This window comes from Orbus sasakiae (genome assembly GCF_039542345.1).
Lineage (GTDB): Bacteria > Pseudomonadota > Gammaproteobacteria > Enterobacterales > Orbaceae > Orbus > Orbus sasakiae.
In genome coordinates this window covers 1,772,930-1,798,561 of sequence record NZ_BAABHY010000001.1, presented here as the reverse complement: position 1 = coordinate 1,798,561, position 25,632 = coordinate 1,772,930, and the positions used below count along the sequence as shown (strand labels likewise).

Genomic DNA, 25,632 nt, shown 5'->3' with positions numbered 1-25,632 from the left:
ATTTTTGATTGATTGTTTATGATGTAATCAAAAATTAGTGTTTTTCCAATCATCCAAGGCTTTTATTCGACGATTTAGTAATTCTTGTTGAATTGCTGAACCTTGAATTCCTGATTTAATGATTTCCTGAATCGATACGGATTTGGCAATAAAATAAGCATTTTGTAAAAAAATTGCTTGAGGATACGGTTTATCTTCAAAACCTTGCCGCCCACGAAAATCTGCTAAACTGCTCAAAATCAGTTTTTCGAGATGATCTGGGTTACGCCATACATCAATATGATTAAGGAGTAATACAATATCCATTGAGGGTTGTGTTTCAATATGGTGTACTTCGTCATGATAGCGGCAGACAAATGTGGCAACTTTTTTATAGTGATTAGGCACTCTTAATCTTTCGCTAAGCTGCGCAAGTAATTCAACCCCATGCTCTCCATGCTGCCTGTGGTGAGGCCACTGTGCGGGTGGTGTCAGTCCTTTACCAACATCATGGCATAGCACAGCAAAGCGAACATCTAATGCTGTTGTGAGTTTTGCTGATTGTTTTAATGCTAATAACGTATGGATACCGCAATCAATTTCAGGATGCCATTTTGGCGGTTGTGGAATACCAAATAAACGGTCCAATTCAGGAAAAAGTATACTTAGAGCCCCACAATGTCTAAGTACCTCAAAATAGATTTGTGGATCATCTGTTGCTAAGGCTTTTTCTGTCTCTTTCCAAACTCGTTCGGCGGTTAAATAGTCAATTTCACCCAATTTAACAATATTCGTCATCAATAACAGTGTTTCGGGGGCAATTGTAAATCCTAAATGATGAAAGCGGGCTGCAAATCTTGCAACACGCAATACCCGAAGAGGATCTTCTTGGAAAGCTGGAGAAACATGCCTGAGCAGTTTGTTATTGAGATCATCAATGCCACCAAAGGGATCAATGAAATTATTTTGATCATCCATGGCAATCGCATTGATGGTTAAATCCCGGCGTTCTAAATCTTGTTCAAGGGTGATGGTATTATTAAAGTCACAAACAAAACCAGCGTAACCTTGACCTGATTTACGTTCTGTTCGAGCTAAAGCATATTCTTCTTTTGTTTTTGGGTGCAAAAAAACAGGAAAATCATTACCGACTTGGGTATACCCTTGAGCTAAAAGTTCTTGTGGTGTCGCGCCGACAATGACCCAATCTGAATCAGTAATGGGATGTTTAAGTAGAAAGTCTCTAACGGCACCACCAACAAGATACTTTTTCATCAAAACTAACTCATCCAACGATCTTTTTTACGTCGACGAGGAATGACTAACGGTAAAATTAAACCTAAGATTAAGCCAATTCCTGCCACTAATCCACCGCGTGTAAACCACGTTAACATTAAACTTTGGCGTCTTTCATCGAGTTGATTATTCAGTGACTCAATCTGTGATACTTGTTCTTTGGTTTGCGTTTGCAAGACGTTATTTTGCTTTTCAAGCTCTGCGATCTTTTGGTTGGCAATCGTTAATTGACTCGTATAATCATCAATTAAGGTCTGTTTATCTTGTGTTGCACTGCTCTCTTTTTCTTGCAAAATAGCAATTTGCTGTTCAAGCGCAGGAAGTTGCTCTTTTAAACTCGGTGAGTTAGTCAACAATTCTGATTCAACCCATGATATACGATTACGATCATCCTTGATACGGGTGTATTTACCATCGCTACTGGTTTCTAACTCAGTGACTTTGTCACCTGATTTTAATGAGCCAATTAAGCCATATTGTGTTCCAGGACCGCGTCTTAAATACACTGAAAGATCATCAGTAATGTATTTATCTGCCGCAAAAGCAGCAAAACTAATCATGGCAAGTGAAGCAAGGAACAGGATAAATACCAGTAATAATTTCTTTTTATACATATTGTTATTTCTTTTTTATTTCATGACCTAAGAAGGGCGATTATATCATAAAAAATGTGTATGACAGAGTTTGTTATTGCTGGTGTTAAGAATCTATTCTCAATATTCAATAAATTTGTTATCTTAACCTCAAATTTTTCTAAGAGTTTTTGCGATGTCACATTCTACAGATCAAAAAAATCATGCGCATTTTAGTCACATTAATGCTCAAGGTGAGGCTCATATGGTTGATGTTACTCACAAAAAAGAAACCATGCGAGAAGCGATTGCTGAAGCATTTGTCTCTATGCATCCCCATACTTTAGCAATGATTCTTGATGGAAAACATCACAAAGGCGATGTGTTTGCGACAGCAAGAATTGCGGGTATTCAAGCGGCTAAACGCACATGGGAACTGATTCCTCTTTGCCACCCTTTAATGCTGACTAAAATTGAAATTAAGATTGAACCTGATGAGGCGCATTCTCAAGTCAGAATCGAATCTCTTTGCCGGTTATCTGGTCAAACAGGGGTTGAAATGGAAGCGTTGGTTGCTGCATCAACAGCGGCCTTAACAATTTATGATATGTGTAAAGCAGTTCAAAAAGATATGGTGATTTCACAAGTCAGATTGCTATCAAAAACCGGTGGTAAATCAGGAGATTTTAAAGTTAGCTATGATTAAAATATTATTTTTTGCACAAACCCGTGAATTAATTGGTGAATCAGCCATCACGCTTGATATTTCACCAATGACTGTTGCTGAGTTAATTAACTTACTCAGTCAAAGAGGCGATAAATGGTTTTATGCGTTAAGTGAAAAAAAACCATTGTGCGCAGTCAATAAACAATTGGTTGATGAAAGTTACATCGTGACTCACCATGACGAAGTGGCATTTTTTCCACCGGTAACAGGCGGCTAACAATATGAATGATAAAAGTATTATTATTGTTGATGGGCTTTCAATTGATATTGATAAATATTATCAATGGTTATCTCAATCGGCTGAAGATGGTGCAATTGTCAGTTTTACCGGAAAAGTCAGGTCTGTTGCTAATCAAACGTCTGCCTTGTATCTTGAACACTATCAAGGTATGACTGAAGCTGTTTTACAAAAAATCATCGATGCAGCGCGCCATCGTTGGTCTCTCAATCGGGTTGTCATCATTCATCGTGTGGGTGAAATTTTGGCAAATGATAATATTGTGTATGTTGGTGTGAGCAGTACCCATCGAAAAGATTCTTTTGCCGCAGCAGAATTCATTATGGATGTCTTAAAAAATGAAGCACCATTTTGGAAAAAAGAAAAAACCGTACACAGCGATAGTTGGGTTGAAGCGAAAAAATCCGATAAAGATGCCTTGAAAAAATGGTATTAAAGCCCAATTTAGTTATAATAATAAAAGTAATAAACATTTTTTTACAATCCCCTTTAATAAGAGGTTATTAGATGAATAATTATTCTCCAAACGGTTCAATTATTGAACAAGCTGGCAGTCGAGTCCAAACCTATATGAGTCATGTATATGGCTGGATGAGTGTTGGTCTTTTACTAACAGGTTTAGTTGCTTGGTATGCATCAGGCAATATGGCTTTATTAAGTTTACTGTACAAAGGAATGTGGGTTCTATTAATTGCACAATTAGGTTTGGTGTTTGTTCTTTCAGGTATGATTAACCGTTTATCTGGTACTGTTGCAACAGCACTGTTTATGCTTTATTCGGTATTAATGGGACTGACGTTTTCTATTTATTTCCTTGTGTATACAGGTGAATCCATTGCAAGCACATTCTTTATTACGACAGGTATGTTTGCTGCTTTGAGTATTTTTGGTTATACAACTAAACGGGACTTATCTGGTTTAGGTCGTTTTCTATTTATGGGACTCATTGGTATTGTTTTAGCATCACTCGTTAATATTTTCTTAAAAAGTGAACCACTAATGTGGGCCATTACCTATATCGGTGTTTTTGTCTTTGCTGGTTTAACCGCTTATGATACTCAAAAATTAAAAGAATTTGGTGAACAACTATCAACGGATAACAGCAGTGAGTTTAGACGTTACGCTATTCTTGGTGCATTAACGTTATACCTTGATTTCATCAACTTATTTATTATGTTGTTACGAATTCTTGGCGATCGTCGATAATGTAGTGTGTGTTATTTGAACAATAAAAAAGGGCTAACAAGCCCTTTTTTATTGTTTGTCGAATAAGGTATTAATTACCTAAAGCATTATCCGCTTGTCGATTTTCAATCAATTCAATTTTATAACCATCTGGATCTTCAACAAACGCAATAACCGTGGTACCACCTTTAACAGGTCCAGCTTCACGTGTTACCTTACCACCAGCTTGTTTGATATCATGACACGTTTTTGCAACATCATCGACACCAATCGCGATATGGCCAAATGCATTACCATGATCGTAACTTTCCGTACCCCAGTTATACGTTAACTCAATGACTGCTGCTTGGCTTTCATTATCATAGCCAACAAATGCTAATGAATATTGATATTCAGGGTTTTCACTAGCACGAAGTAATTTCATACCCATGACTTTAGTATAAAAATCGACAGAGCGTTTTAAATTACCAACTCGAATCATTGTATGTAATATTCGCATGTTTATATCCTTATTGATGTATTTAACGAGGTGACGCGTTGATTTGTTTACCATTGGTGACTAAGCGGACTTGTTGACCGACCTGAAATTGGTTTGCCGTGGCTTTTTGAACTAACACGATGGTTGAACCACTTTCTTGTCTAATTTCGAGTTCAACAGCATTTGTTTGACTCGCTGCATCTTGAATTTCACCGCCAACAAGGGCACCACCTATTGCACCACCAGCGATAGCCAGTTTATTTCCTGTCCCACCACCAATCGTGTTCCCGATGAAACCACCAAGCACTGCACCTGCAAGTGAACCGACTACATTATTAGAAGAACCATTTGATGCATTAGTTTGAATTTTCACTGGGCGAACAGATAATACCGTACCATAACTCACATGCTGTACTTGTTTCGCTTGATCTGCGGTATAAACGTCGCCAGAATAGATATCACTATTTTGACAGCCCGCGGCTAAAGTTGCTAAGCAGGCTAATACGATTATTTTTTTCATATGTTTCATCCTCTTGAATACCGAGTTATCACTATTTTATTATTTTTAATATAAAATATTAAGCATTTAGCCATTATCTTATCAAATCTTTATAAATATGATCGTTATTTTATTGTAAATAATCAGTGATTAGGCATTTATAGATAAAATGTGTTAAATATGAATAAAATAGATTCTGGCAGTATGCCAAGCGCGTAATAAGATAACAATCAGCTTTTTATTATTTTAATAATTGGTGATACAATTTAGTCATACTATTTGTAGGTAATAAATAACAAGGTGCTATAGTGAAATCTTCATTAATCAAAATGATTTTTGGTATTATGGTGATGTTGATTCTTGGTGGCTGTGATCATTCTGTTTCATCGACAAATCAGCTAAAAAATGAAACAGATAATGGTGCATTAATGCAGACTTCTGTTGAGTCAGACGGCTGCGATGACAATGATGTTACAATCCCGACTTCACCATTACAATCAATAAAAGCCCAAGGTTGTCCTATTAACGAGCCATAAAACATTATACGTTTTGTTATTTTGATAAAAATAAAGGAATATTGCGTGAAAACAATCGAAATTGATGATGAATTATATCAGTATATTGCCAGTAAAACCGAACACATTGGTGAAAGTGCTTCAACAATACTTAGGCGCTTACTGGCTGTTGATATGAAAAGTGAAACGGGAGTTGTCGTCTCCCAACCACTTGATTCCTCAGCATTGATTACACTGGTTAATAGTGATGATTTTCTATCAGAAAAGAAATTGGTTAACCGTTTTTTATCGATTCTTTCTACGCTCTATTTATGTAACCAAAGTTTATTTTCTGTTGCGGCCGCCTCTTTGCATGGAAGTAAAAGACGCTATTTAGCTAAAGATGAACAAACGTTATTACGTTCAGGTAATAACACTAAACCTAAGCAAATACCATCAACTCCTTATATGGTTATCACGAACAGCAATACTGCTCGAAAAATTTATATTATTGAATTGTTAATGCGTAATATGCAGATATCAGAGCAGATTATTGATCTTGTTAAAAAACAATTTATTGCAAAATAATCATTAAGCTAGAAGGAAGACATTCGATGACGATTTCAAGAGCAGGACAATTAGCGGATACGCACGATCTGATTGATATTGATAGCTTGTTAAATAATTATTATAAAATCAAACCCGATTACAATGAACCAAGCCAGCTGGTGATTTTTGGAACATCAGGACACCGTGGTTGTGCTAATAAAGGGACATTTAATGAAAATCACATCGTTGCTGTCGCACAGGCGATTGTTGATTATCGCAAGTCACAAAATATCAATGGACCATGTTTTATTGGTAAAGATACGCATGCTTTGTCTGAACCAGCCTTGAAATCAGTATTAGAAGTGTTTAGTGCTAACCAAGTACACAGTATTATTGCGCGCAATTGGGGATATACGCCAACACCAGTAATTTCACATGCAATTATCAATTATAATCAAAGCAACCCAGATAGACTCGCTGACGGGGTCGTCATTACACCTTCACATAATCCACCAGAAGATGGCGGTATTAAATACAATGTCATCAATGGCGGGCCTGCGGATACAGCGATTACCTCGATTATTGAAGCAAGAGCTAATACACTATTAAAAAATAATTTGATTGGTGTTAAAAGGCTGTCATTAGCGCAAGCAATGAACTCTGGTTATATTACGGTTAAAGAATATGAAACCGATTATATCAATGATTTAACACAGATTATCGATTTTGAAGTGATTGCGGCAGCAGGACTGAATATCGGCGTTGATCCTCTTGGTGGCGCGGGGATTTCATATTGGTCAAGAATTGCTGAACAATATGGATTGAATTTGAATATAGTGAATAAAAAAGTCGATTCAACCTTCAGCTTTATGCATTTGGATCATGATAGTGTGATTCGTATGGATTGCTCGAGTGCTTATGCAATGGAAGGTGTTCTGCGGTTAAAAGATAAGTTTGATCTTGCTTTTGGTAATGATACCGATTTTGATCGGCATGGCATCGTGACACCGGCTGGATTGATGAAACCCAATGCCTACCTTGCAGCCTGCGTGAGTTATTTATTTAAACATAGACCGCAGTGGAATACGCATACCGCGATTGGTAAAACATTAGTGACCAGCTCAATGATTGATCGGGTTGCTGCTGATTTGAATAAATCTTTATTAGAGTTTCCAGTCGGTTTCAAATGGTATGCAGAAGGTTTATTTAATGGTTCGATAGGTTTTGCAGGTGAAGAGAGCGCGGGCGCTTCTTTCTTAAGGAAAAATGGTCAAGTTTGGACAACCGACAAAGATGGCATTATTTTATGTTTGTTAGCGGCTGAAATGACAGCCAAAATCGGTAAAAACCCGCAAAATCAGTATGATGAACTAGAACAAAAATTTGGTAAGTCTTATTATGGTCGTATTCAGGCACCGGCAAGTTACGTTGAAAAACAAAAATTAGCTAAACTTGATGCTAATCAATTGACGACGGATTGTCTGGCTGGTGAAAAAATACAGCAATGCTTGACGCAAGCGCCTGCAAATCATGCTGCAATAGGCGGGTTAAAAGTCGTCACAAAAAATGGCTGGTTTGCTGCACGCGCATCAGGGACTGAAGATGCCTACAAAATTTATGCTGAAAGTTTTATTGATGATGAACATTTACACACAATTCAACAAGAAGCCCAGCATCTGGTATCACAAGCCATCAAATAAGATTTTCCCAAGTCTCAGTGTTTAATCATAAAAAACGCTGAGACCATTTCTATAATTAATTGAATTTTATAAATAAAACATCATTTATCAGTTGTGTTTTTCCCATTTTTAACAAAGGGTATATCCTATCAGTCTTATCGATGGAATCATCTTTGCTGCCGCTCGACAAATTTATTTATCAGTGATATAACGGTATGGATAGTTATCAATAACTATATTTTAAATAAGGAGTTAAGTATGAGTGGTGCTAAGTTTGAAGTGAAAAAAACAAAGAATGGTCAGTTTCATTTTGTATTAAAAGCAAGCAACGGGCAGGTAATACTTCAAAGTGAAACTTATACGAGAAAAGCCAATTGTAAAAATGGGATCGCATCGGTAATTAAAAACGCAGTCCTTGATAAAGCATATGACGTCCACCCTAAATATTTTAATTTAAAATCAGTTGCTAATGGGCAAGTGGTGGCAACCAGTGAACAATACAACTCAACAACTGCTCGGGATAATGGTATTGCCTCCGTTAAAAAGAATGCACCGACTGCAGAACTTGTTGATTTAACCTTATAATCTTTTTATGCCATATGCAATCAGATAAACCTGCCAAATAATGGCGGGTTTTTTTATGATGTTTCTTTCGTTTTCCAGCACACAAAGGTATAGGGTTTGTAGGGTTTTTTATGGTACACTTTCAGCTAAATTAATGTATGAAAATACAAATCAATATTTACTCTAGGCAATCAAAATATTGATTATTATTTCTTATAACATATTGGTAATAATAAAAAAAGTGGTTATGTGTTAAATGAAAAAGAGTATTATTTATTGTTGTGCTATCGCAGTCAGTGTTTTATTTGCAAGTCAAGTATGCTCAGCAAAACTGACTCAGCAACAAATTAATTTGTTGTTAGAAAACGATGATATTCAGATTTTTACCCCCTCTTCAGCGACCGTGAAAAAGGCGAGTGTATCAATCGAAAAAAGCACTGATGCAAGCCAAGGCAAGACCATTGTTGAGTACGATAAAAAAGGTTTATTAATTAACTATTATTCGGCATCTGTGATTGGGTTTACAACCGAAGAACAAAGTACCATGATTACAACGTTAATGCGCACTGAAGATAATAAGTGGCAGCGCAAACAGACTATGGGTAGTTATGAAATAGATAACAGTACCTATGCCTTAAAAGGCGATAACATCAATATTACTTTATTACCTTCGTATAATTTTGATGAACAACGCCAAATCGCTCAACATGTTGAAACGATAGAAAATAGCCAACAATTGCGTGTCTTTTTTAGTTATGCAAAACCGATGCATAATGAAAAATTAAATATTGAATATAAGTTTGCTGATAATGGCCAATTAAATTCATTTAATTTTGAAAATGTTGATGAAAATCTCTATGGTTATACATCAATCATTAAAATGTCGTTAACTTATGATGAAACGCAAAAGTTAAAAGAGGCGAGTGAGTTTTCGCATTATCAATTTATGAACGAACCGGCTGATGAAGTGACAACGCGTATTGTGTATAGTGATTTTGATCAGTATGGGAATTGGTTGAAAAAAACAGAATATTTTGATAATGAACAGGTTATTTATAAACGAGTCATCGAGTATTGGGATCCCAGCTAACAGGCGATAATCATGTCAAATCCGGATATTTTACTCACGCTAAAATACAGTAATGCACTTTTTGCTGATGCTCGGCGTATAGCGTTACTAAAGGCGATTCATCAAACCGGTAGCCTAAGTCAGGCAGCTAAGCAAATTGGCATCAGTTATAAAACGGCTTGGGATGCGATTAATGACATTAATCGTTTATCCGATAAACCTTTTTTTATTACCGCAACAGGCGGAAAAGGTGGTGGTGGTACAACATTAAGCGATTATGCAATCCGTTTTATTGATCTTTATGATTTGTTAACTAAAATGCAAACTGATGCGTTTGGTATTCTTAAAAATGAAGCCATTCCACTTAATGATGTTTTAAAAGTGGCTGCGAAGGTTTCATTACAAACAAGTGCTCGAAACCAACTATATGGTGTCATTGAATCGATTGATCTTAATGAGATCAGTGCACGTGTATCGGTATTGCTGCAAGACCAACAGACCAAAATTTGTGTTTATGTGACGCATGCAAGTGTTACACGATTAAAGCTTAGTGTTGGTAAAGATATTGTGTTACTTATCAAGGCTCCTCAAATTGAATTATCCGCTTGCGGTAAATATAATCATTATTCGGTGAATATCAATAAAGTCAGCTTTGATCAACATTGGTGTGAACTTGAGCTGTTACTTAATTCAGGTGTCAAACTCTATGCTTCCCGACCTATTTGTGAACTCGATACTTCACAAATAGAACAGGGTAAAATATTGGATATTTATATCAATCCAGAAAATATTATGATTGCCACTTTGGTTTAATCTGATGAAATTTTAGAGACGTTATAAAAGATCAATTAATTTCGGATTATCATTGACGAGATCGTAAATGGTATATTTTTCAAGTTCTTTTAAGAAAGCCTCTTTCGCGTCGACGAGGTATTTTTTCAAACGACATGCCGGGCTGATGTGACAAAAAGAAATACTACAATTTAATATTTCTAAAGGCTCAAGTGCTCTAATGACTAAACCAACATTAATGAGTTCTGCGGGACGCTTGAGTTTAATGCCACCATGTTTACCTTGTATCGTTTCTACATAACCAAGTTGCCCAAGTTTATGGACAACTTTTACAAGGTGGTTTCTTGAAATGTTATAATGCTCACTAACCGTTGTGATATTGGTTAGCTCATCTTCTTTAAGCGCCGATAAATAAATAAGCACACGAATACCGTAATCGGTAAAACTTGATAACTGCACTTTTTCTCCGCATTATTGAGATGATTAAAGGGCGTACATTATAGTAAAATCACCAATAAATCAACTTAACCTTACTTAAAATAGGGAAACTCGCACATCTGTTTTAACCTTACTTGAACAGGCCAACCGATAACCTTGTTCGATTTCTTGTGGCGTCAATGTGGCGGTACTCGTTGATTCGACTTCACCATGTTCTATTTTACACTTGCAAGAACCACAAACACCGGCGCGGCATGCGCCAATAATCGGCAATTGCCCTGACTCAAGAATATGAAGTAAATTTTCATCGTAAGGGACGGTTTGTTCAAAATCAAAGCTGGGTATACTAACGGTGACAGAAGGATGAGAATTTATGTGAGTTGCGTTAGTTGACTCAACATGAAAGCTTTCATGATAGAAATGGGCCATATCAAAGCCCAATGTATTGAGTGATTGCGTAATGTCTTGCATAAAGCGCTGCGAGCCACACAAAAAGATCGTGTATTGTTGTATGCGATTATAGTTCGCGCTTAAAAATTCAGGTGTCACACGACCAACCGATGAACAGTCAAGTGCCTGCGTACTGATACGTTTTTTTAAACGTAAATGATAATGAAATTGCGTGTTTAATTCGGCTAATTGTGGCAGTTTAGCATCATAAATAATGTTATCTTCATCTTTTGCACAGTGTAAAAAGTCTATTTCTATATCGCTTTGATGGTTTAATAAATAATTGGCCATTGAAAAGACTGGTGTAATACCGCATCCCGCACTGATGAAGAGTATTTTTTGTCGATAAGGACGGTCGATAATATTAAATTCTCCCGCAATATCTTGTACCAATACTTCTTGGTTAGGTTGAAGATGATCAATTAACCAATTAGAGACAAGTCCATTGTTTACTCGTTTAATGGTTAATTGAATAATTTGGTTATTTGGCTGAGAGCTGATTGAGTAAGCTCGTACTTGCGTTGTATTATTAATTGTCACGCTGAGTAAAATAAACTGACCAGGTTTAAAATTAAGTGGTGAGGCTTCTTTCGTTTGAAAATAAAAACTTTCCGTATCCTCGGTTTCTGCGTGACGCTTAATCAGTACTAAAGAAGTCGTTTTAAATGACATGGTTTGACCTTAACTTATTATTGTAAGCCCTTATAAAATAAGGGCTACATTGAACTTAACGATGATTAAGCGGCTTTTGGCGCTAAAATTTTTGTTAAATCATCAGTCGCGTCAGTGGTGGCGCGTAAATCAAATTTTTCTTGTAAAATATGAATCAAATTATCGGTTAAAAACCCCGGCATCGTTGGTCCGGTATAAATGCCTTTAACACCCAGTGCTAAAAGCGTTAATAAAATCACGATCGCTTTTTGTTCAAACCAAGAGAGAACCAGCGTAAGGGGTAATTCATTGACGCTGCAATTAAAGGTTTCGGCTAAGGCAAGTGCTAATTGAATTGCGGAATAGGCATCATTACATTGACCAATATCGAGTAAACGTGGGATACCATTGATATCACCAAAATTTTGTTTATTGAATCGATACTTACCACAGCCTAAGGTAAGAATGACACTATCTTGTGGCACTTGATTTGCCATATCGGTGTAATAATGACGTTCACCTTTACTTCCATCACAACCCCCAATAAGAAAGAAGTGTTTGATATTGCCAGCTTTGATTTGTTCCACAACAGTTGGCGCGACATTCATTAAAGTATTACGTGCAAAACCAATTGTAATATAATGTTCTAATTCAGTATGCTGAAATCCTGGTTGAGCGAGTGCTGCATCGACAACCTGACTTAAATCATCACCTTCAAGGTGGGTAACGCCAGGCCAGCCGACAATACTGCGGGTAAAAATACGGTCGGCATATTGACCAACAAACGGGTTAATGATGCAATTTGACGTCATAATTACCGCGCCCGGAAATTTAGCAAATTCGCTTTGCTGATTTTGCCATGCACTACCAAAGTTACCAACTAAGTGAGAGAATTTTTTTAATTCTGGATAAGCGTGGGCTGGTAGCATTTCGCCATGAGTATAAATGTTGATCCCAGTGCCTTCGGTCTGTTCTAAAATTAAACGTAGATCATGAAAATCATGTCCAGAAACCAAAATACACTTACCAGCAATCGGCTTTGTATTCACTTGAGTTGGTGTCGGATGTCCAAATGTATTGGTTTCACCATTATCAAGCATTGCCATGACTTGATAATTTAATGTACCAATGTCCATTGATAATGTCAGTAATTGATTAAGATCCGTTGGATTATCACCTAATATGTTCATAATGCGATGGTATTCAGTACAAATTTGGTCATTAAATTGACCTAATACAGCGGCATGTTCCATATATGCAGCGGCACCTTTTAAACCATACAAAGCAAGGAGACGCAAGCCGATGATATCCTCACTCACTTCACCTTTACCCCGATTAAGGATGACATGCGGTGCCATTTTTAATAGCTCTTCTTTACTGTTTGGATAACGAATTTGTGCGCAATAAGTCAGCGAAGGTAAGGTATGATTTGCTTGTAACACAGCAGCTTTCGCTAATTGTTCAAGCTTTTGACTATTGATTTCAGCTTGTTGAATGTAATTTAACATTCGTTCAGGATCAAAATTAACATTGGTTAATGTCGAAAAAAACGTTTGAAAAGACCAACGGTCAATATCACGATCTATAATTTGGTATTGGTGGCAGATTGAAGCCCAAAACGAAACACGTTGTAATGCTGCGACTAAAACATCTTGCAGATCGGATACTTCAGCCGTTTTACCACACATGCCTTGTGCATAGCTACATCCTTTAGATGCAGGCGTTGTTATAGTTTGCTCACATTGAATACAAAACATCATTGCTCCTTTAATTATTATTTATTGTTTATTGATATAAATCTTATTATGCTTAAAACATATATATAAAATACATGTTTAAGATTTAAAAAGCAAAATGATTTTGAAACAACATTAAAATTTACATAATATTTAACCAAAGATAATGATTGTTAACAGATTTTGTTGGAAAAAATCTTTACAATTAAAAGCAGTGTTACATCAAATATTGGAGATGTGTTATGAAAAAAATTATGTTAACGGCGTGTTCAATTGTTTTTGTTTTATCTGCTCAAAATGCCCTCGCTGAAACAGATCATCATGCTGTTAAGCAAAATGCGAATACTATGACAGTTGAGTATATGAAAGCCATGGATGATATGCATAAACCGATGATGGATGGTGTGATGTCACAAGATCCTGATGTTGCGTTTGTGAAAGGAATGATCCCACATCATCAAGGGGCGATTGATATGGCTAAAATTGAATTGAAATATGGTAAAGATCCTGAGATTAAAGCGTTAGCTGAAGAAGTGATCAAGGCCCAAGAAAAAGAAATTGAATTTATGAAACAGTGGCTTGAAAAACACCAAGCCAAATAGTTGATCTTTTAATGAAAAACAGGCTAGTAATAGCCTGTTTTAGTGTTAACAAAATTTATCAACGAAATACTGCATAATTCTTGCATCGCCAGTCAGCTCTGGATGAAACGAACAAACTAAAATATTATCAGACTCAGCCATCACACAATGATCATCAATATAAGCAAGTGGTGTGACATTACCTGCAAACGATTCGATGTAAGGGGCTCGAATAAAAACAGCCGGAATGTGCTGACCAATGTTTACAATATCCAGATTCGTTTCAAAACTATCCACTTGACGTCCAAATCCATTACGTTCGACCACAATATCAATCAGTGCTAATGGCATTACCGTTCGATCGGCCTGAGTAATGTGTGTTGTTGTTTTAGCACATAAGACTAATCCGGCACAGGTACCAAAAATGCCTTTACCCGATTTTGCTAACTGTTTGATGGGGTCATACAGGCCATTTTCTTTAATTAATCGGCTAATAGCGGTCGATTCACCGCCAGGAATAATTAAGCCATCTAACGATTGAATCTCATCCGGTTGTTTCACTAGTATTGGTTTAACGTTATCTAGTTTAGCTAACATGGTTAAATGTTCGCTAACCGCACCTTGTAGATTTAAAACCCCGATCCGTTTCATTACCAACCTCGATCTTGCATACGCTCGGAATCTGCAAGTTTACTGATTTCAATCCCTTTCATTGCACTACCCAAGTTTTTGGATAATTCAACAATACGCGGGTAATCATCAAAATGTGTCGTTGCTTGTACAATTGCTTTTGCAAATTTTTCAGGATTATCTGATTTAAAGATACCAGAACCAACAAATACTCCGTCAGCACCAAGTTGCATCATTAATGCGGCATCAGCGGGTGTGGCGATACCGCCTGCTGCAAAGTTAACCACAGGGAGTGTTCCTAAACTTTTAATTTGTAAAACAAGTTCATAAGGAGCGCCGATCTCTTTAGCGTAAGTCATTAGCTCATCATTATTTTTACTTGTTACAATACGAATTTGTTCATTAACTTTACGCATATGTCTGACGGCTTCAACAATATTTCCCGTACCTGGTTCACCTTTAGTTCTTAGCATTGAAGCGCCTTCACCAATACGACGTAACGCTTCACCTAAGTCACGACAACCGCATACAAAAGGGACAACAAATTCATTTTTTAATAAGTGATATTGTTCATCAGCAGGCGTTAATACTTCACTTTCATCAATGTAATCAACACCCATTGCTTCCAGTACGCGAGCTTCGACAATATGACCAATTCGGGCTTTTGCCATGACTGGGATTGAAACGGCATTCATGACGTCTTCGACGATCGTTGGATCTGCCATTCTTGCAACGCCACCTGCTGCACGGATGTCTGATGGCACACGTTCAAGAGCCATAACCGCAACGGCTCCTGCTTGTTCAGCAATTCGAGCTTGTTCTGCATTGATAACGTCCATAATCACGCCACCTTTTTGCATTTGTGCCATCCCGCGTTTTACCGTTTGTGAACCTAATGTTTTATTATTCATTTTTCTCTCCAAATCCAGTTTCTATTCGACTTGGTTATTATGGAAAAATAATTAAAGCAAAAAAACAGCCAATTGGACTATTTTTATACCATCCAATTTTGTATGATAGTTGACGAAAATACTTTAAATCGGGGAGCAAATTGACCCGGTGATGCATAAATTAGATTGCTACATAATAATTTTTTGTTTATCCGTCGCTTGTACAATCAATTACTGTGTTTTCAAATCATCTCGACTAGACCATGCTAAATCAGCTTCACAACGTTATTATGGCTGATTACATTGCCTCAGAAAATCGCGAAGGGCATAGGCTGGCTTAGTCAGTAGCCTTTAAACATTACATTATTAAACATTAGGCGAATTATGTGGACTCAACAACAATTAAACCAGTTTGATGGTGTACTATTTAAAAAGTTAATTGCACTGATCGAAAAACACATTGAGCAAGGTTTACTGATTCCTGATGAAAAATTACCAGCAGAGCGTGAACTGGCCAAAAAATTACAGATTAACCGATCAACGGTTGTTCATGCATTGGATCAATTAACGGAACGCGGTATTTTAGTCAGGAAACGAGGCAGTGGTACATTTGTGAATGCAAAAAAATGGGGATTACAAGTTTATCCTACCATTAATTGGCATTTGCCGACTAATTTTAATAAAACATATTCCGTTTATCAGCAAAAAACACAACAACGAAAAGACCAAGCTATTGCTAAACAACAGCCACTTTGCGATCTTGCCAATGGTGACTTGCCTGTTAGCTTAATGCCTAAATTGACGTTGCCTGAAATGACTTCGCAGGAGCTTGTTTATCAAGAAAAAAACAGTGATATGCTACAAACTGGATTACCATCACTTAAGTCACACATCGCAAACTATATGCAGCAACAATTTAATATGTCGGTGAGTCAAGACGAAATATTAATTACATCGGGTACTCAACAAGCATTGTTCTTAATTACGCAAGGGCTACTGAAGCCCGGCGATGCAATTGGGGTTGAAGCGCCTTCATATTTTTATTCATTACCGCTTTTTCAGGCTGCGGGGGTGCGTATCTATGGTATCAAAATGGATCATGAAGGGATTGTTATTGATGATTTACAAAAAACACATGACACCTTTCATTTAAAATGGATTTTTTTAAATCCGGTGTTTCAAAACCCTACGGGTACTGTGATGAGTGAACGCAGGAAGCAAGCGGTGTTATCTTTTTGCTATCAAGCATGCATTGGTATTGTTGAAGACGATGCTTATAGTGCACTCTATTTTGATTCACAGGTCAATTATCACCCAATAAAAAAAGTTGATAATCATAATCAAGTGATCTATCTGGGATCATTATCTAAATATATAGGGAAAAGTATTCGAATCGGTTGGATGGTTGCCCCTACCAAGATTATTCAGCGTTTGGCTGAAATTAGGCAACATATTGATTCGGGGTTAAGTATTTTGCCTCAATTATTGGCTGAGGACTATTTACAACATCACTATCAATACCATCAAGACGTTTTACGACATCAATTAAAAATAAAACGAGATCAATTGATTGAGCAGCTCAATGCCCACTATCCAAGTCAGATTACTTATTGTGTGCCACAGGGTGGGTTTCATTTGTATGCACACCTTAATGTTAAAAATAATAAACAATTTGATGAGTTTTTAAATATATGGTTAGCAAAATCTATTCTTGTGGCTAAAGGTGAAAATTTTGGAGATTCAATTGGAAATATTAGATTAAGCTATGGACATTTTTTAGGAAATCTGCTTTGATATACAAACTCTTTGTTTTATATATCATACAAACATGGAAAAATTTAATTGTCGAGTCACATCAAGTCATAAATTACTTTTGATTGCCGGAACGGGTTGGCTATTTGATGCCATGGATATTGGTCTATTGGCTTTTATTTTAGCTGCGTTAAAAGTTGACTGGCATCTTTCAGCTCAACAATTAGGATTAATTGGCAGTATTAACTCGATTGGGATGGCTGTTGGTGCATTTGTTTTTGGTCTTTATGCTGATAAAAAAGGGCGCAAATCTGCATTCATTATCACCTTATTGATGTTCAGTATTGCAAGTGGGCTAAGCGCTTTTGCCTGGGGATTAGGCAGTTTACTGGTACTTCGTTTTTTCATTGGTATGGGATTGGGTGGCGAATTACCCGTTGCCTCGACTTTAGTTAGCGAAAGTGTCCCTGCTGAAATTCGTGGTCGCGTTATTGTGTTACTTGAAAGTTTTTGGGCATTAGGGTGGATTTTAGCTGCTTTTATTGCTTATTTCTTAATTCCGTTGCCTGCAATTGGTTGGCGGGGTGTGATGTTGTTAAGTGCAATTCCTGCTTTTTATGCGCTCTATTTACGTTTTAATCTCGCTGATTCTCCTTGTTATCATGTGTTAAATCAGTCAGCTAAAAGCGAATCGATTTGGCTAAAAATCCAAATGTTATGGCAAAAATCCTATCGAAAAAGTACATTGATGCTTTGGATTTTATGGTTTTGTGTGGTGTTCTCATATTATGGGATGTTTTTATGGTTACCGAATGTGATGATGCTTAAAGGCTTTAGCTTGGTCCAAAGTTTTGGTTATATGCTTATTATGACGCTCGCGCAATTACCTGGCTATTTTACTGTCGCTTGGTTAATTGAGCGTGTTGGGCGTAAGTGGATTTTAGCCAGTTATTTATTGGGTACCTTAATGAGCGCTTATTTGTTTGGTATGGCTCAAACGACAGAAAGTTTATTATTGTTTGGCGTCTTATTGTCTTTCTTCAATTTAGGTGCATGGGGGGCCATGTATGCTTATACGCCCGAGCAATATGCCACGCATATTCGTGCAACCGGGGCGGGTATGGCAGCGTCGATAGGGCGGATTGGGGGAATACTCGGGCCTTTAATGGTTGGGTCAATGGTAACAGCAGGATTTGCGATTTCGACCATTTTTATGGTGTTTGCGATATCACTATTCATTGCTATTATTGCGGTTATCGTGCTGGGTCAAGAAACCAAACAGCAAAGATTACTTGATTAGTGAAGTCATCCTTCAACGTCGTTATTAACCACGTTGAAGGGCTGCAATTACTTAATCAAATCAGCTAAAATTTTAATACCTTGCTCAATTCGTTCTTCAGGTACGGTAACAAAGGCTAAACGTAAACAGTTCTTTTGTGGATGAGTCGCGAAAAACGATTCCCCAGGCACGAACGCCACGTTATTTTTGACTGCTTCAGCGAGTAATGTCGTCGTATCAATGTGTTCTGGTAATACCACCCAAATAAACATCCCTCCCTCTGGTTTTGTCCAACGTACTGATTTAGGCATGTATTTTTCAAGTTGTTCTAACATAAATTGACAACGTGTTTTGTATAATTCACGAATTTTAGGAATATGATCACCTAAATAGCCATCTTTGATCACGTGGTAGGCAATATGCTGTGTGTAACTTGGTGTATGTAAATCAGCAGCTTGTTTTAATTGGACTAATTTGCGAATAAAATCTGCAGGACCAACAACATAACCTAAACGCATACCGGGTGCTAAAATTTTAGAAAATGAACCCAGGTAAACGGTATTATCGGGCGCAAAGCTAAGTAGGCTTGGTAAACGATGTCCTTGATAATCCAATTCCCCGTAAGGGTCATCTTCAATCATGAGTAATTGATTGGCTTTTGCTTTATCGGCTAATTTTTTACGTCTTTCAGCTGATAAGCGTCTTCCCGTTGGGTTTTGGAAATTCGGGATGGTATAAAGAAAACTGGCTGATTGAGCAACACTATCGCTTAATTCATCAGGATTAAGACCGTGTTCGTCGCTGGCAATGGATACGTATTCAGGTTCATACTGGGTAAATGTCTGTAAGCCACCTAAATAGGTTGGGGTTTCAACCAGGACTTTAGTTCCCTTGTCAATCAGGGCCTTACCAATCAAATCAAGTGCTTGCTGTGAACCTGTAACAATCAAAACATTATCTGTGGTTAGGTTAGTCTGTTCGCGTTGGTTAATTAAGTTTACGACCCATTGACGTAATGGTTTATATCCTTCTGTAGGACCGTATTGTAAAGCGCTAAAGGCCTCATCACTGTTCATGATATCATCTACTGCTTGTTTGATCTTTTTAACCGGGAAGGTGTCTGGTGAAGGCAACCCTCCAGCAAATGAAATCACATGAGGAAGCTCTGTTACTTTAAGAATTTCTCTGATTGCTGAACTTTTTAGTGCGGCAGCACGCTTAGAAAATTGCCACATAGATGATGACATGATAAATACCTTAGAATTTTTATTTTAAGAATACAAATATAATACTTGCAAATTTGTTTGTCATTATTAAAAACAAAAATTAGAATAGATAATTGTATTTTGTGCCAGTTAGGTAACATCGGGGATGGTATCAATATATTCGGTAAACAATCTGATGATGATCTTCAACATAAAAAACCATACCAAAGATCGACACCGTAAACATGCCTTTCGTCCAATAACGTGATGATGTGAGCGGTATAAAACAAAAATATGATAATCAATAGAGATGAAAGAATGGAAAATCGAATCAAAGTGATCTGGAAAGTACTGTTTATTGTGATACTTATTTTAGTCTCACTGGTCCCGTTTTATTTTATGCAACACTATGCCCAAGCTGTCATCAATGAACAATCAACCTTGAATCATTTGGCTGCGCAATCCGCAAATTACCTTTCAGGATTAATGGATTCCGTGCAGGGGCAATCGACCACCCAACCGATGATAGATTTAAAAAGCCGTTATCAATTTGCGCTCAATCATCTACAAAGTGCACCATTGACGTTAGGCCTAGTGTTTCTATGGTTGCTGGTTATTGATGTAATAAATTCATCACGATTAAGTTTGGTAAGCTATCTGCTAGTGGGTGTTGGATTGGTGTTATTTTACTTAGTCGAATTAGTATTTGCACGTTATGTCCAACCCGGTTTTGCGTTTTTCATTCCAGCGATTATTTTTGCTTTATTATTGTCGGGTTATGTAACAAGCGCACTAAGGAATGTCGTTGCAGGTACAGTATTTGGTATTGGTTTATTAATGATTTACACATTGGCATTTTATTTGGTCAGTGAAATCGATAATATTTTAATGTATGGTGCGATTTGTTTAGTCGTTGCTTTTGTCGTGGTTATCATCATGACACGTCATATTGACTGGAATGCGCCAGCTGAGCGAGTCAAAGGCGGCGCTAAAAAACTAAATTAATAAATATAAGTTGAGAAGAATATGTCAATTGCGACAATTGAAGTCAGTTTAGGTGCGTTATGCCATAATGTGGCATTACTCAAACAATTAAGTCCAGCAAGTCAAGTTATGGCAATTGTAAAAGCCAATGCGTATTCGCATGGAAAAGAAAAACTGGCCAGTGTGTTAGACGATCGTGTTGATTATTTTGGTGTGGCTCGTTTAGAAGAAGGCATCGAATTAAGAAAAATTGGTGTTAAATCGCCCATCTTGTTACTCGAAGGATTTTTCCTACACGATAATATTCAATTGTTGCTTGATTATGAACTTGAAACAGTTATTCACTGCCCTGAACAATTGGCAAAATTGACTGAAATAGCATTACCTACCTCTTTAAAAGTCTGGTTTAAACTTGATACAGGGATGCATCGTTTAGGGTTTCGTTGTGATAATGCATTGTCCTACTTTACACAATTAGCACAGTGCCAAGCAATACAAAAACCGATTAATGTCATGAGCCATTTTAGCTCAGCAGATGTGCTAAACTCCGAACAAACTTTGCAACAACTTGCTAAATTTGATCAGTTTATTGATTCTGTTGCAGACTGTTCTATCGTTGGTAAACAATCGATTGCTGCGTCTGGTGGTATTTTAGCTTGGCCAGCGTCTCATCGGGATATTATCCGCCCGGGTATTGCATTATATGGTGTATCTCCATTTAACTATAATGAAGAGGGTAAAGCGACCGGTGTTGATTTCGGTTTACAGCCTGCCATGACGCTGAAATCAGAAATTATCACGGTACGTGAACATAAAAAAGGGGAATCAGTGGGTTATGGACTGATATGGCAAAGTGCTCGCGATACGCTACTTGGTGTGGTGGCAATGGGATATGGTGATGGTTATCCAAGAGATATTTTGCCAGATACTCAAGTCTGGGTGAACGGACGATTAGTACCTATTGTCGGGCGTGTTGCAATGGATATGATCTTGATTGATTTAGGGCCAGATACCCAAGTGCAAGCCGGCGATGAAGTTGTTTTTTGGGGGAATGAATCACTCCCTGTTGAAAAAATTGCAGCACATTCCGGGATGAGTGCTTATGAACTCTTAACGCGCCTAACAGAACGCGCTAAATTACATTATGTTGATTAATCATTTATGAAAAAGAAATGCTTTATTTATGGTTTACTGGTATTGATGCTGCTTCTCAGTGGTGTCATTGGTTCCGCGTATTGGTATTTGCAAAATTTTGCACAAAAGCCTATTCACTTAGAACAACCTGACCAAATTTTTACTTTAAAACGTGGTACTTCCGTTAGCCACTTTGTTAAACAAGTCGAGCAACAAGCACTTGTTGACGATGCATATTTAATCCCTTATCTGATGAAACTCAATCCAACTTTGCGAGAGATTAAATCGGGTACTTATGTTTTATCACCAACGATGACCGTAGAGCAATTTTTACAACTGCTCGTGAGTGGTAAAGAAGTGCAATTTGCGATTCAATTTGTTGAAGGTAAACAAGCAAAGGAGTGGATTAGTGCGCTGGAAGCAGCCCCAGATATTGAGCGTAAACTCAGTGGTCTGTCATTAGCTGAAATCAGCCAACAACTCGGTATTGATACCTCTATTGAGGGATGGTTATATCCCGATACGTATCATTACACGATGAATACCTCAGACGTAGCCATTTTAAAGCGTGCTTATCAAAAAATGCAAACAGCACTGCAAACCGTTTGGGATGAACGTGATGAGGGTTTACCGTATAAAACACCGTATGAACTACTCATTATGGCATCGATCATTGAAAAAGAAACGGGTGTGGATGCTGAACGCAGTAAAGTTTCATCTGTTTTTGTTAACCGCTTAAAATACAAAATGCAACTGCAAACAGATCCAACTGTAATATATGGCATGGGCGATAGTTACAATGGACGCTTACTGAGTAAAGATCTACGGAATAAAGACAACCCCTATAATACTTATGTGATTGCGGGCTTGCCACCAACACCGATTACGATGCCCAGTTTAGCTTCGCTAAAAGCGGCTGCGCATCCGGAACAAACAAATTATCTGTATTTTGTTGCTGATGGATATGGTGGGCATACGTTTACCACCAATTATAAGCATCATAAGCAAGCCGTTGATGAATATTGGCGTTTAATGCGTGAAAGAAACAAAACCAATGATACAAAATAATATACTCAGGGCGTCATCCAATGATCATCCCGACATATTATCAATTTGGTATCGTTCCGTTAAAGCAACCCATCTGTTTTTAACTGAACTTGATATTCAGACACTTTATCATGGGTTAAAGACTCAGTGGCTCAGTAGCGTTGAATTATGGGTCATTGAACATCATCAGCGCATTGTCGGTTTTATCGGGTTTGATGAACATAAAATTGAAATGTTGTTTGTTGATGAGCCTTATCAAGGACAAGGTTTTGGCCGCCAATTGATTGATTTTGCTAAAACCCGTTATGACCCTTTATTCCTTGATGTGAATGAACAAAATCCTGCGGGTTTCGCTTTTTATCAAAAACAAGGTTTTACCCTTATAGGGCGCAGCGCAACAGATGCTCAAGGTAATCCATTTCCATTGATGCATATGCAATACATTCAGTGAGTTTTTACACTATAATTATAGGTTATGACAATAATTTAACGAAAAAATAGCCCACATTGAGTGGGCTATTTTATTCTGTCATGATGAATTATGCGACTTTAGCTGCCTGTTTTAAACGATCTTTGAGTTCTGTATACAATTTTTGTACATGTTGCTCTGCCCAACGTTGATCATCGATTTTTAATACATTCACGGCTGAGTGTTTATATTCCGGCGTTCGAGAAACCGGATCAAGGTGATCTAAGGTCAGCTCATTACACGCACCAATCCACCATTGATATGTCATGTATACTGCACCTTTGTTTGCTCTTGGGGTAATGTCAGCACGGGTGATGACCTTACCACGTCGTGATTGAACATATACCAAATCCCCTTGTTCTATGCCTAAACGGCTTGCGTCAGCAGGATTGATTTGTACATGACCGGGCTCATCTGCCAACGTTTGTAATGGACGGCAATTGCCTGTCATCGAACGACAAGAATAATGGCCCACTTCGCGGACAGTACACAATACCATTGGGAATTCCTCGCTTAATTGCTCCTTTGGCGGGATCCAATCTGCACTGACTAATAAGCCTTTGCCATTAGGTCGGTCAAATTTATTATCATGGTACAAATATTGTGAACCAGGGTGATCTTCATTTGGGCAGGGCCACTGAACATAACCTAAATCAGCCATTTTTTCATAGGTTGCGCCTTGATATTGATCGCAAAGCATACGCAATTCATCCCAAATTTGTTTGGTATTATCGTAGTGCATTGGATACCCCAGCTTTGTGGCAATTAAGCTAATGATTTGCCAATCAACTTTGACATTGCCAGTTGGTTCAATGGCTTTTTCAAAATACTGAAAGCCCCTGTCCGCACTGGTATAAACCCCTTCATGCTCTCCCCATGAGGTTGCGGGTAAAATCACATCAGCTTCAGCGGCTGTTTTCGTCATAAAAATATCTTGTACTATCAAAAAGTCGAGTTTATTGATCGCTTCACGCATTGTTGATAATTCAGGATCAGTTTGTAGTGGGTCTTCCCCCATAATGTAATACGCTTTAACGTGACCTTCTAAAATTTTATGAGGAACTTCGGTGATGGTATAGCCTGGATTTTCAGGTAATGTTTTGACTTTCCAAGCTTTAGCAAATTTTTTGCGTACATGTGTATCAGCCACTTTTTGATAGCCAGGATAATCTTTGGGCGTAGCGCCCATATCACATGCACCTTGTACATTATTTTGACCACGTACCGGCCCCACACCAACGTTCGGTCTACCAAGGTTTCCAGTAATTAAGGCCATACTGGATAACCCTTTAATGACATCTGTACTTTGCCCCCATTGTGTCACCCCCATTCCCCATAAAATGGTGGCAGCGGAAGATTTACCGTACATATAGGCGGCTTCGCGAATCTGTTTTGCTTTTAAGCCAGTGATATCTTCGACATATTCAGGTGTATATTTATCAATGACGGCTTTGAGTTCTTCAAAACCTTCAGTATTTCGGTCTACATATTCTTGGTTATAGAGGTTTTCATTAATGAGCACATTTAAAAAGGCATTAACTAACGCCATATTGCTACCATTTTTGAGTGGTAACCAAATATCCGCAATGCGCGCAGTCTCAATGTAGCGTGGATCACACACAATAATTTTTGCCCCTTTTTCTTTGGCTTTAATGATACGCCTTGCCACAATAGGATGGGAGTCTGCGGCATTGTAACCAAAAATGAGTAGGCATTTTGTATCTTCAAGTTCGACAATTGAATTACTCATCGCGCCGTTACCGAGCGTAACTTGTAGGGCAGCAACAGAAGGACCGTGGCAGACCCTTGCACAGCAATCAATGTTATTGGTACCGATGACAGCACGGGCAAATTTTTGCATGACATAGTTAGTCTCATTGCCAGTACCGCGTGATGATCCGGTTAACATAATTGCATCAGGCCCATGTTGCTGCTTAATATCACTTAAGCGATGTGAGACATAATCAATCGCTTCATCCCAGCTGACGGCTTCAAATTTACCGCCTTTTTGACGACGGATCATGGGGGTTTTAAGGCGTGGGGTTAAAATTTGTGTATCATTTAAAAAATCCCATCCGTAATATCCTTTTAGACATAACTCACCTTGGTTGGTAACACCATTAGCACCTTCTGCAGCAATGATTTTATTATCTTCAACTAAAAGATTAATTTTGCAGCCTGAAGCACAATATGGGCAAACGGTTAATGATTTCTTCATAATCTGGCTCTCTGTTTATTAGGTGTGAATATTCAGCTGATGCCGTG

At 37.8% G+C, this 25,632-nt stretch carries 28 protein-coding genes; 17 read left to right on the top strand and 11 right to left on the bottom strand.

What is annotated here, in order from left to right; all coding sequences use genetic code 11:
* Positions 1 to 27 precede the first annotated feature (27 nt).
* Together ABEA36_RS07940 and ABEA36_RS07935 are read right to left on the bottom strand one after the other, a co-directional pair.
* A complete protein-coding gene (locus ABEA36_RS07940) occupies positions 28 to 1,254 on the bottom strand; it encodes a multifunctional CCA addition/repair protein (protein ID WP_345490641.1) in 1,227 nt (408 codons plus the stop codon).
* A 5-nt stretch (positions 1,255 to 1,259) separates the two neighbouring features.
* Positions 1,260 to 1,889 carry a TIGR04211 family SH3 domain-containing protein gene (locus ABEA36_RS07935; protein ID WP_345490639.1) on the bottom strand — a complete coding sequence of 210 codons (630 nt, stop codon included), beginning with the start codon at positions 1,887 to 1,889 and terminating at the stop codon, positions 1,260 to 1,262.
* Between the two features lie 154 nt (positions 1,890 to 2,043).
* Here ABEA36_RS07935 and moaC point away from each other — a divergent pair, with 154 nt between their 5' ends.
* From moaC to ABEA36_RS07915, 4 genes are all read left to right on the top strand, one after another.
* Entirely contained in the window at positions 2,044 to 2,553 is a 510-nt protein-coding gene (gene moaC / locus ABEA36_RS07930; RefSeq protein ID WP_345490637.1) for a cyclic pyranopterin monophosphate synthase MoaC, read from the top strand.
* A complete protein-coding gene (gene moaD, locus ABEA36_RS07925) occupies positions 2,546 to 2,791 on the top strand; it encodes a molybdopterin converting factor subunit 1 (RefSeq protein ID WP_345490635.1) in 246 nt (81 codons plus the stop codon). Before moaC ends, moaD begins: the two co-directional genes overlap by 8 nt.
* A gap of 4 nt (positions 2,792 to 2,795) precedes the next feature.
* On the top strand, positions 2,796 to 3,248 hold the full coding sequence (moaE, locus tag ABEA36_RS07920) for a molybdopterin synthase catalytic subunit MoaE (RefSeq protein ID WP_345490632.1): 453 nt from the start codon (positions 2,796 to 2,798) through the stop codon (positions 3,246 to 3,248).
* Between the two features lie 71 nt (positions 3,249 to 3,319).
* The gene (locus tag ABEA36_RS07915) at positions 3,320 to 4,018 is read left to right on the top strand and encodes a Bax inhibitor-1/YccA family protein (RefSeq protein WP_345490628.1); all 699 of its coding nucleotides are present in this window, start codon (positions 3,320 to 3,322) and stop codon (positions 4,016 to 4,018) included.
* 70 nt (positions 4,019 to 4,088) lie between these two features.
* On the opposite strand, the gene gloA is transcribed toward ABEA36_RS07915, so the two are convergent.
* Entirely contained in the window at positions 4,089 to 4,496 is a 408-nt protein-coding gene (gloA, locus tag ABEA36_RS07910; RefSeq protein ID WP_345490626.1) for a lactoylglutathione lyase, read from the bottom strand.
* Positions 4,497 to 4,518: 22 nt separating this feature from the next.
* Entirely contained in the window at positions 4,519 to 4,995 is a 477-nt protein-coding gene (locus ABEA36_RS07905) for an outer membrane lipoprotein (RefSeq protein WP_345490624.1), read from the bottom strand.
* Positions 4,996 to 5,282: 287 nt separating this feature from the next.
* Here ABEA36_RS07905 and ABEA36_RS07900 point away from each other — a divergent pair, with 287 nt between their 5' ends.
* The 6 genes from ABEA36_RS07900 (at position 5,283) to ABEA36_RS07875 (ending at position 10,142) form a co-directional block, all read left to right on the top strand.
* The gene (locus ABEA36_RS07900; RefSeq protein ID WP_345490622.1) at positions 5,283 to 5,510 is read left to right on the top strand and encodes a hypothetical protein; all 228 of its coding nucleotides are present in this window, start codon (positions 5,283 to 5,285) and stop codon (positions 5,508 to 5,510) included.
* Between the two features lie 45 nt (positions 5,511 to 5,555).
* The gene (locus ABEA36_RS07895; protein WP_345490620.1) at positions 5,556 to 6,056 is read left to right on the top strand and encodes a replication initiation regulator SeqA; all 501 of its coding nucleotides are present in this window, start codon (positions 5,556 to 5,558) and stop codon (positions 6,054 to 6,056) included.
* 26 nt (positions 6,057 to 6,082) lie between these two features.
* Positions 6,083 to 7,717: a phosphoglucomutase (alpha-D-glucose-1,6-bisphosphate-dependent) gene (gene pgm / locus ABEA36_RS07890; protein ID WP_345490618.1), complete on the top strand. Its 1,635-nt coding sequence runs from the start codon at positions 6,083 to 6,085 to the stop codon at positions 7,715 to 7,717.
* A 237-nt stretch (positions 7,718 to 7,954) separates the two neighbouring features.
* Positions 7,955 to 8,281, top strand: a complete 327-nt coding sequence (locus ABEA36_RS07885) for a YegP family protein (RefSeq protein WP_345490616.1) — start codon at positions 7,955 to 7,957, stop codon at positions 8,279 to 8,281.
* A 235-nt stretch (positions 8,282 to 8,516) separates the two neighbouring features.
* Positions 8,517 to 9,350, top strand: coding sequence for a hypothetical protein (locus ABEA36_RS07880; protein ID WP_345490614.1), 834 nt, complete (start codon positions 8,517 to 8,519; stop codon positions 9,348 to 9,350).
* Positions 9,351 to 9,362: 12 nt separating this feature from the next.
* A complete protein-coding gene (locus ABEA36_RS07875) occupies positions 9,363 to 10,142 on the top strand; it encodes a TOBE domain-containing protein (RefSeq protein WP_345490612.1) in 780 nt (259 codons plus the stop codon).
* Positions 10,143 to 10,163: 21 nt separating this feature from the next.
* Here the strand turns inward: ABEA36_RS07875 and nsrR are convergent, their stop codons facing one another.
* The 3 genes from nsrR to hcp form a co-directional block, all read right to left on the bottom strand.
* Positions 10,164 to 10,580, bottom strand: coding sequence for a nitric oxide-sensing transcriptional repressor NsrR (gene nsrR, locus ABEA36_RS07870; RefSeq protein ID WP_345490610.1), 417 nt, complete (start codon positions 10,578 to 10,580; stop codon positions 10,164 to 10,166).
* 75 nt (positions 10,581 to 10,655) lie between these two features.
* A complete protein-coding gene (locus ABEA36_RS07865) occupies positions 10,656 to 11,681 on the bottom strand; it encodes a flavin reductase family protein (protein WP_345490608.1) in 1,026 nt (341 codons plus the stop codon).
* 65 nt (positions 11,682 to 11,746) lie between these two features.
* Entirely contained in the window at positions 11,747 to 13,417 is a 1,671-nt protein-coding gene (gene hcp / locus ABEA36_RS07860) for a hydroxylamine reductase (RefSeq protein ID WP_345490606.1), read from the bottom strand.
* Positions 13,418 to 13,638: 221 nt separating this feature from the next.
* On the opposite strand from hcp, the gene copM reads away from it, so the two are divergent.
* On the top strand, positions 13,639 to 13,998 hold the full coding sequence (copM, locus tag ABEA36_RS07855; RefSeq protein WP_345490604.1) for a CopM family metallochaperone: 360 nt from the start codon (positions 13,639 to 13,641) through the stop codon (positions 13,996 to 13,998).
* A gap of 45 nt (positions 13,999 to 14,043) precedes the next feature.
* Here the strand turns inward: copM and pdxT are convergent, their stop codons facing one another.
* Both pdxT and pdxS read right to left on the bottom strand, forming a co-directional pair.
* Positions 14,044 to 14,628 (bottom strand): pyridoxal 5'-phosphate synthase glutaminase subunit PdxT, encoded by a 585-nt coding sequence (gene pdxT, locus ABEA36_RS07850; RefSeq protein WP_345490602.1) that lies wholly within the window; start codon positions 14,626 to 14,628, stop codon positions 14,044 to 14,046.
* Positions 14,628 to 15,518, bottom strand: coding sequence for a pyridoxal 5'-phosphate synthase lyase subunit PdxS (gene pdxS, locus ABEA36_RS07845; protein ID WP_345490600.1), 891 nt, complete (start codon positions 15,516 to 15,518; stop codon positions 14,628 to 14,630). The genes pdxT and pdxS overlap by 1 nt, the downstream gene beginning before the upstream one ends.
* A gap of 363 nt (positions 15,519 to 15,881) precedes the next feature.
* Here pdxS and ABEA36_RS07840 point away from each other — a divergent pair, with 363 nt between their 5' ends.
* Together ABEA36_RS07840 and ABEA36_RS07835 are read left to right on the top strand one after the other, a co-directional pair.
* Positions 15,882 to 17,291, top strand: a complete 1,410-nt coding sequence (locus tag ABEA36_RS07840) for an aminotransferase-like domain-containing protein (protein WP_345490598.1) — start codon at positions 15,882 to 15,884, stop codon at positions 17,289 to 17,291.
* Between the two features lie 34 nt (positions 17,292 to 17,325).
* The gene (locus tag ABEA36_RS07835) at positions 17,326 to 18,549 is read left to right on the top strand and encodes an MFS transporter (RefSeq protein WP_345490596.1); all 1,224 of its coding nucleotides are present in this window, start codon (positions 17,326 to 17,328) and stop codon (positions 18,547 to 18,549) included.
* A 47-nt stretch (positions 18,550 to 18,596) separates the two neighbouring features.
* On the opposite strand, the gene ABEA36_RS07830 is transcribed toward ABEA36_RS07835, so the two are convergent.
* Complete coding sequence (locus ABEA36_RS07830) at positions 18,597 to 19,775, bottom strand: aminotransferase-like domain-containing protein (RefSeq protein WP_345490594.1); 1,179 nt, start codon at positions 19,773 to 19,775, stop codon at positions 18,597 to 18,599.
* A gap of 276 nt (positions 19,776 to 20,051) precedes the next feature.
* Here ABEA36_RS07830 and ABEA36_RS07825 point away from each other — a divergent pair, with 276 nt between their 5' ends.
* The 4 genes from ABEA36_RS07825 to ABEA36_RS07810 are packed head-to-tail and all read left to right on the top strand — an operon-like array spanning position 20,052 to position 23,349.
* Positions 20,052 to 20,738, top strand: coding sequence for an inner membrane CreD family protein (locus tag ABEA36_RS07825; RefSeq protein ID WP_345490592.1), 687 nt, complete (start codon positions 20,052 to 20,054; stop codon positions 20,736 to 20,738).
* A 21-nt stretch (positions 20,739 to 20,759) separates the two neighbouring features.
* Positions 20,760 to 21,872 carry an alanine racemase gene (alr, locus tag ABEA36_RS07820; RefSeq protein WP_345490590.1) on the top strand — a complete coding sequence of 371 codons (1,113 nt, stop codon included), beginning with the start codon at positions 20,760 to 20,762 and terminating at the stop codon, positions 21,870 to 21,872.
* 6 nt (positions 21,873 to 21,878) lie between these two features.
* A complete protein-coding gene (gene mltG, locus ABEA36_RS07815; protein ID WP_345490588.1) occupies positions 21,879 to 22,919 on the top strand; it encodes an endolytic transglycosylase MltG in 1,041 nt (346 codons plus the stop codon).
* Positions 22,906 to 23,349 (top strand): GNAT family N-acetyltransferase, encoded by a 444-nt coding sequence (locus ABEA36_RS07810; RefSeq protein ID WP_345490586.1) that lies wholly within the window; start codon positions 22,906 to 22,908, stop codon positions 23,347 to 23,349. Before mltG ends, ABEA36_RS07810 begins: the two co-directional genes overlap by 14 nt.
* An 88-nt stretch (positions 23,350 to 23,437) precedes the next feature.
* Here the strand turns inward: ABEA36_RS07810 and fdhF are convergent, their stop codons facing one another.
* On the bottom strand, positions 23,438 to 25,585 hold the full coding sequence (gene fdhF, locus ABEA36_RS07805; protein ID WP_345490584.1) for a formate dehydrogenase subunit alpha: 2,148 nt from the start codon (positions 25,583 to 25,585) through the stop codon (positions 23,438 to 23,440).
* Positions 25,586 to 25,632 lie beyond the last annotated feature (47 nt).

Coding starts and splice junctions, on each gene's coding strand:
- ABEA36_RS07880 (WP_345490614.1), top strand. CDS start 8,517: ATGAAAAAGAGTATTATTTATTGTTGTGCTATCGCAGTCAGTGTTTTA.
- ABEA36_RS07875 (WP_345490612.1), top strand. CDS start 9,363: ATGTCAAATCCGGATATTTTACTCACGCTAAAATACAGTAATGCACTT.
- pdxT (WP_345490602.1), bottom strand. CDS start 14,628: ATGAAACGGATCGGGGTTTTAAATCTACAAGGTGCGGTTAGCGAACAT.
- ABEA36_RS07830 (WP_345490594.1), bottom strand. CDS start 19,775: ATGTCATCATCTATGTGGCAATTTTCTAAGCGTGCTGCCGCACTAAAA.
- ABEA36_RS07905 (WP_345490624.1), bottom strand. CDS start 4,995: ATGAAAAAAATAATCGTATTAGCCTGCTTAGCAACTTTAGCCGCGGGC.
- pgm (WP_345490618.1), top strand. CDS start 6,083: ATGACGATTTCAAGAGCAGGACAATTAGCGGATACGCACGATCTGATT.
- mltG (WP_345490588.1), top strand. CDS start 21,879: ATGAAAAAGAAATGCTTTATTTATGGTTTACTGGTATTGATGCTGCTT.
- ABEA36_RS07935 (WP_345490639.1), bottom strand. CDS start 1,889: ATGTATAAAAAGAAATTATTACTGGTATTTATCCTGTTCCTTGCTTCA.
- moaD (WP_345490635.1), top strand. CDS start 2,546: ATGATTAAAATATTATTTTTTGCACAAACCCGTGAATTAATTGGTGAA.
- ABEA36_RS07865 (WP_345490608.1), bottom strand. CDS start 11,681: ATGTCATTTAAAACGACTTCTTTAGTACTGATTAAGCGTCACGCAGAA.
- ABEA36_RS07885 (WP_345490616.1), top strand. CDS start 7,955: ATGAGTGGTGCTAAGTTTGAAGTGAAAAAAACAAAGAATGGTCAGTTT.
- alr (WP_345490590.1), top strand. CDS start 20,760: ATGTCAATTGCGACAATTGAAGTCAGTTTAGGTGCGTTATGCCATAAT.
- hcp (WP_345490606.1), bottom strand. CDS start 13,417: ATGTTTTGTATTCAATGTGAGCAAACTATAACAACGCCTGCATCTAAA.
- moaE (WP_345490632.1), top strand. CDS start 2,796: ATGAATGATAAAAGTATTATTATTGTTGATGGGCTTTCAATTGATATT.
- moaC (WP_345490637.1), top strand. CDS start 2,044: ATGTCACATTCTACAGATCAAAAAAATCATGCGCATTTTAGTCACATT.
- ABEA36_RS07835 (WP_345490596.1), top strand. CDS start 17,326: ATGGAAAAATTTAATTGTCGAGTCACATCAAGTCATAAATTACTTTTG.
- ABEA36_RS07810 (WP_345490586.1), top strand. CDS start 22,906: ATGATACAAAATAATATACTCAGGGCGTCATCCAATGATCATCCCGAC.
- ABEA36_RS07940 (WP_345490641.1), bottom strand. CDS start 1,254: ATGAAAAAGTATCTTGTTGGTGGTGCCGTTAGAGACTTTCTACTTAAA.
- pdxS (WP_345490600.1), bottom strand. CDS start 15,518: ATGAATAATAAAACATTAGGTTCACAAACGGTAAAACGCGGGATGGCA.
- copM (WP_345490604.1), top strand. CDS start 13,639: ATGAAAAAAATTATGTTAACGGCGTGTTCAATTGTTTTTGTTTTATCT.
- ABEA36_RS07915 (WP_345490628.1), top strand. CDS start 3,320: ATGAATAATTATTCTCCAAACGGTTCAATTATTGAACAAGCTGGCAGT.
- ABEA36_RS07840 (WP_345490598.1), top strand. CDS start 15,882: ATGTGGACTCAACAACAATTAAACCAGTTTGATGGTGTACTATTTAAA.
- gloA (WP_345490626.1), bottom strand. CDS start 4,496: ATGCGAATATTACATACAATGATTCGAGTTGGTAATTTAAAACGCTCT.
- fdhF (WP_345490584.1), bottom strand. CDS start 25,585: ATGAAGAAATCATTAACCGTTTGCCCATATTGTGCTTCAGGCTGCAAA.
- ABEA36_RS07825 (WP_345490592.1), top strand. CDS start 20,052: ATGGAAAATCGAATCAAAGTGATCTGGAAAGTACTGTTTATTGTGATA.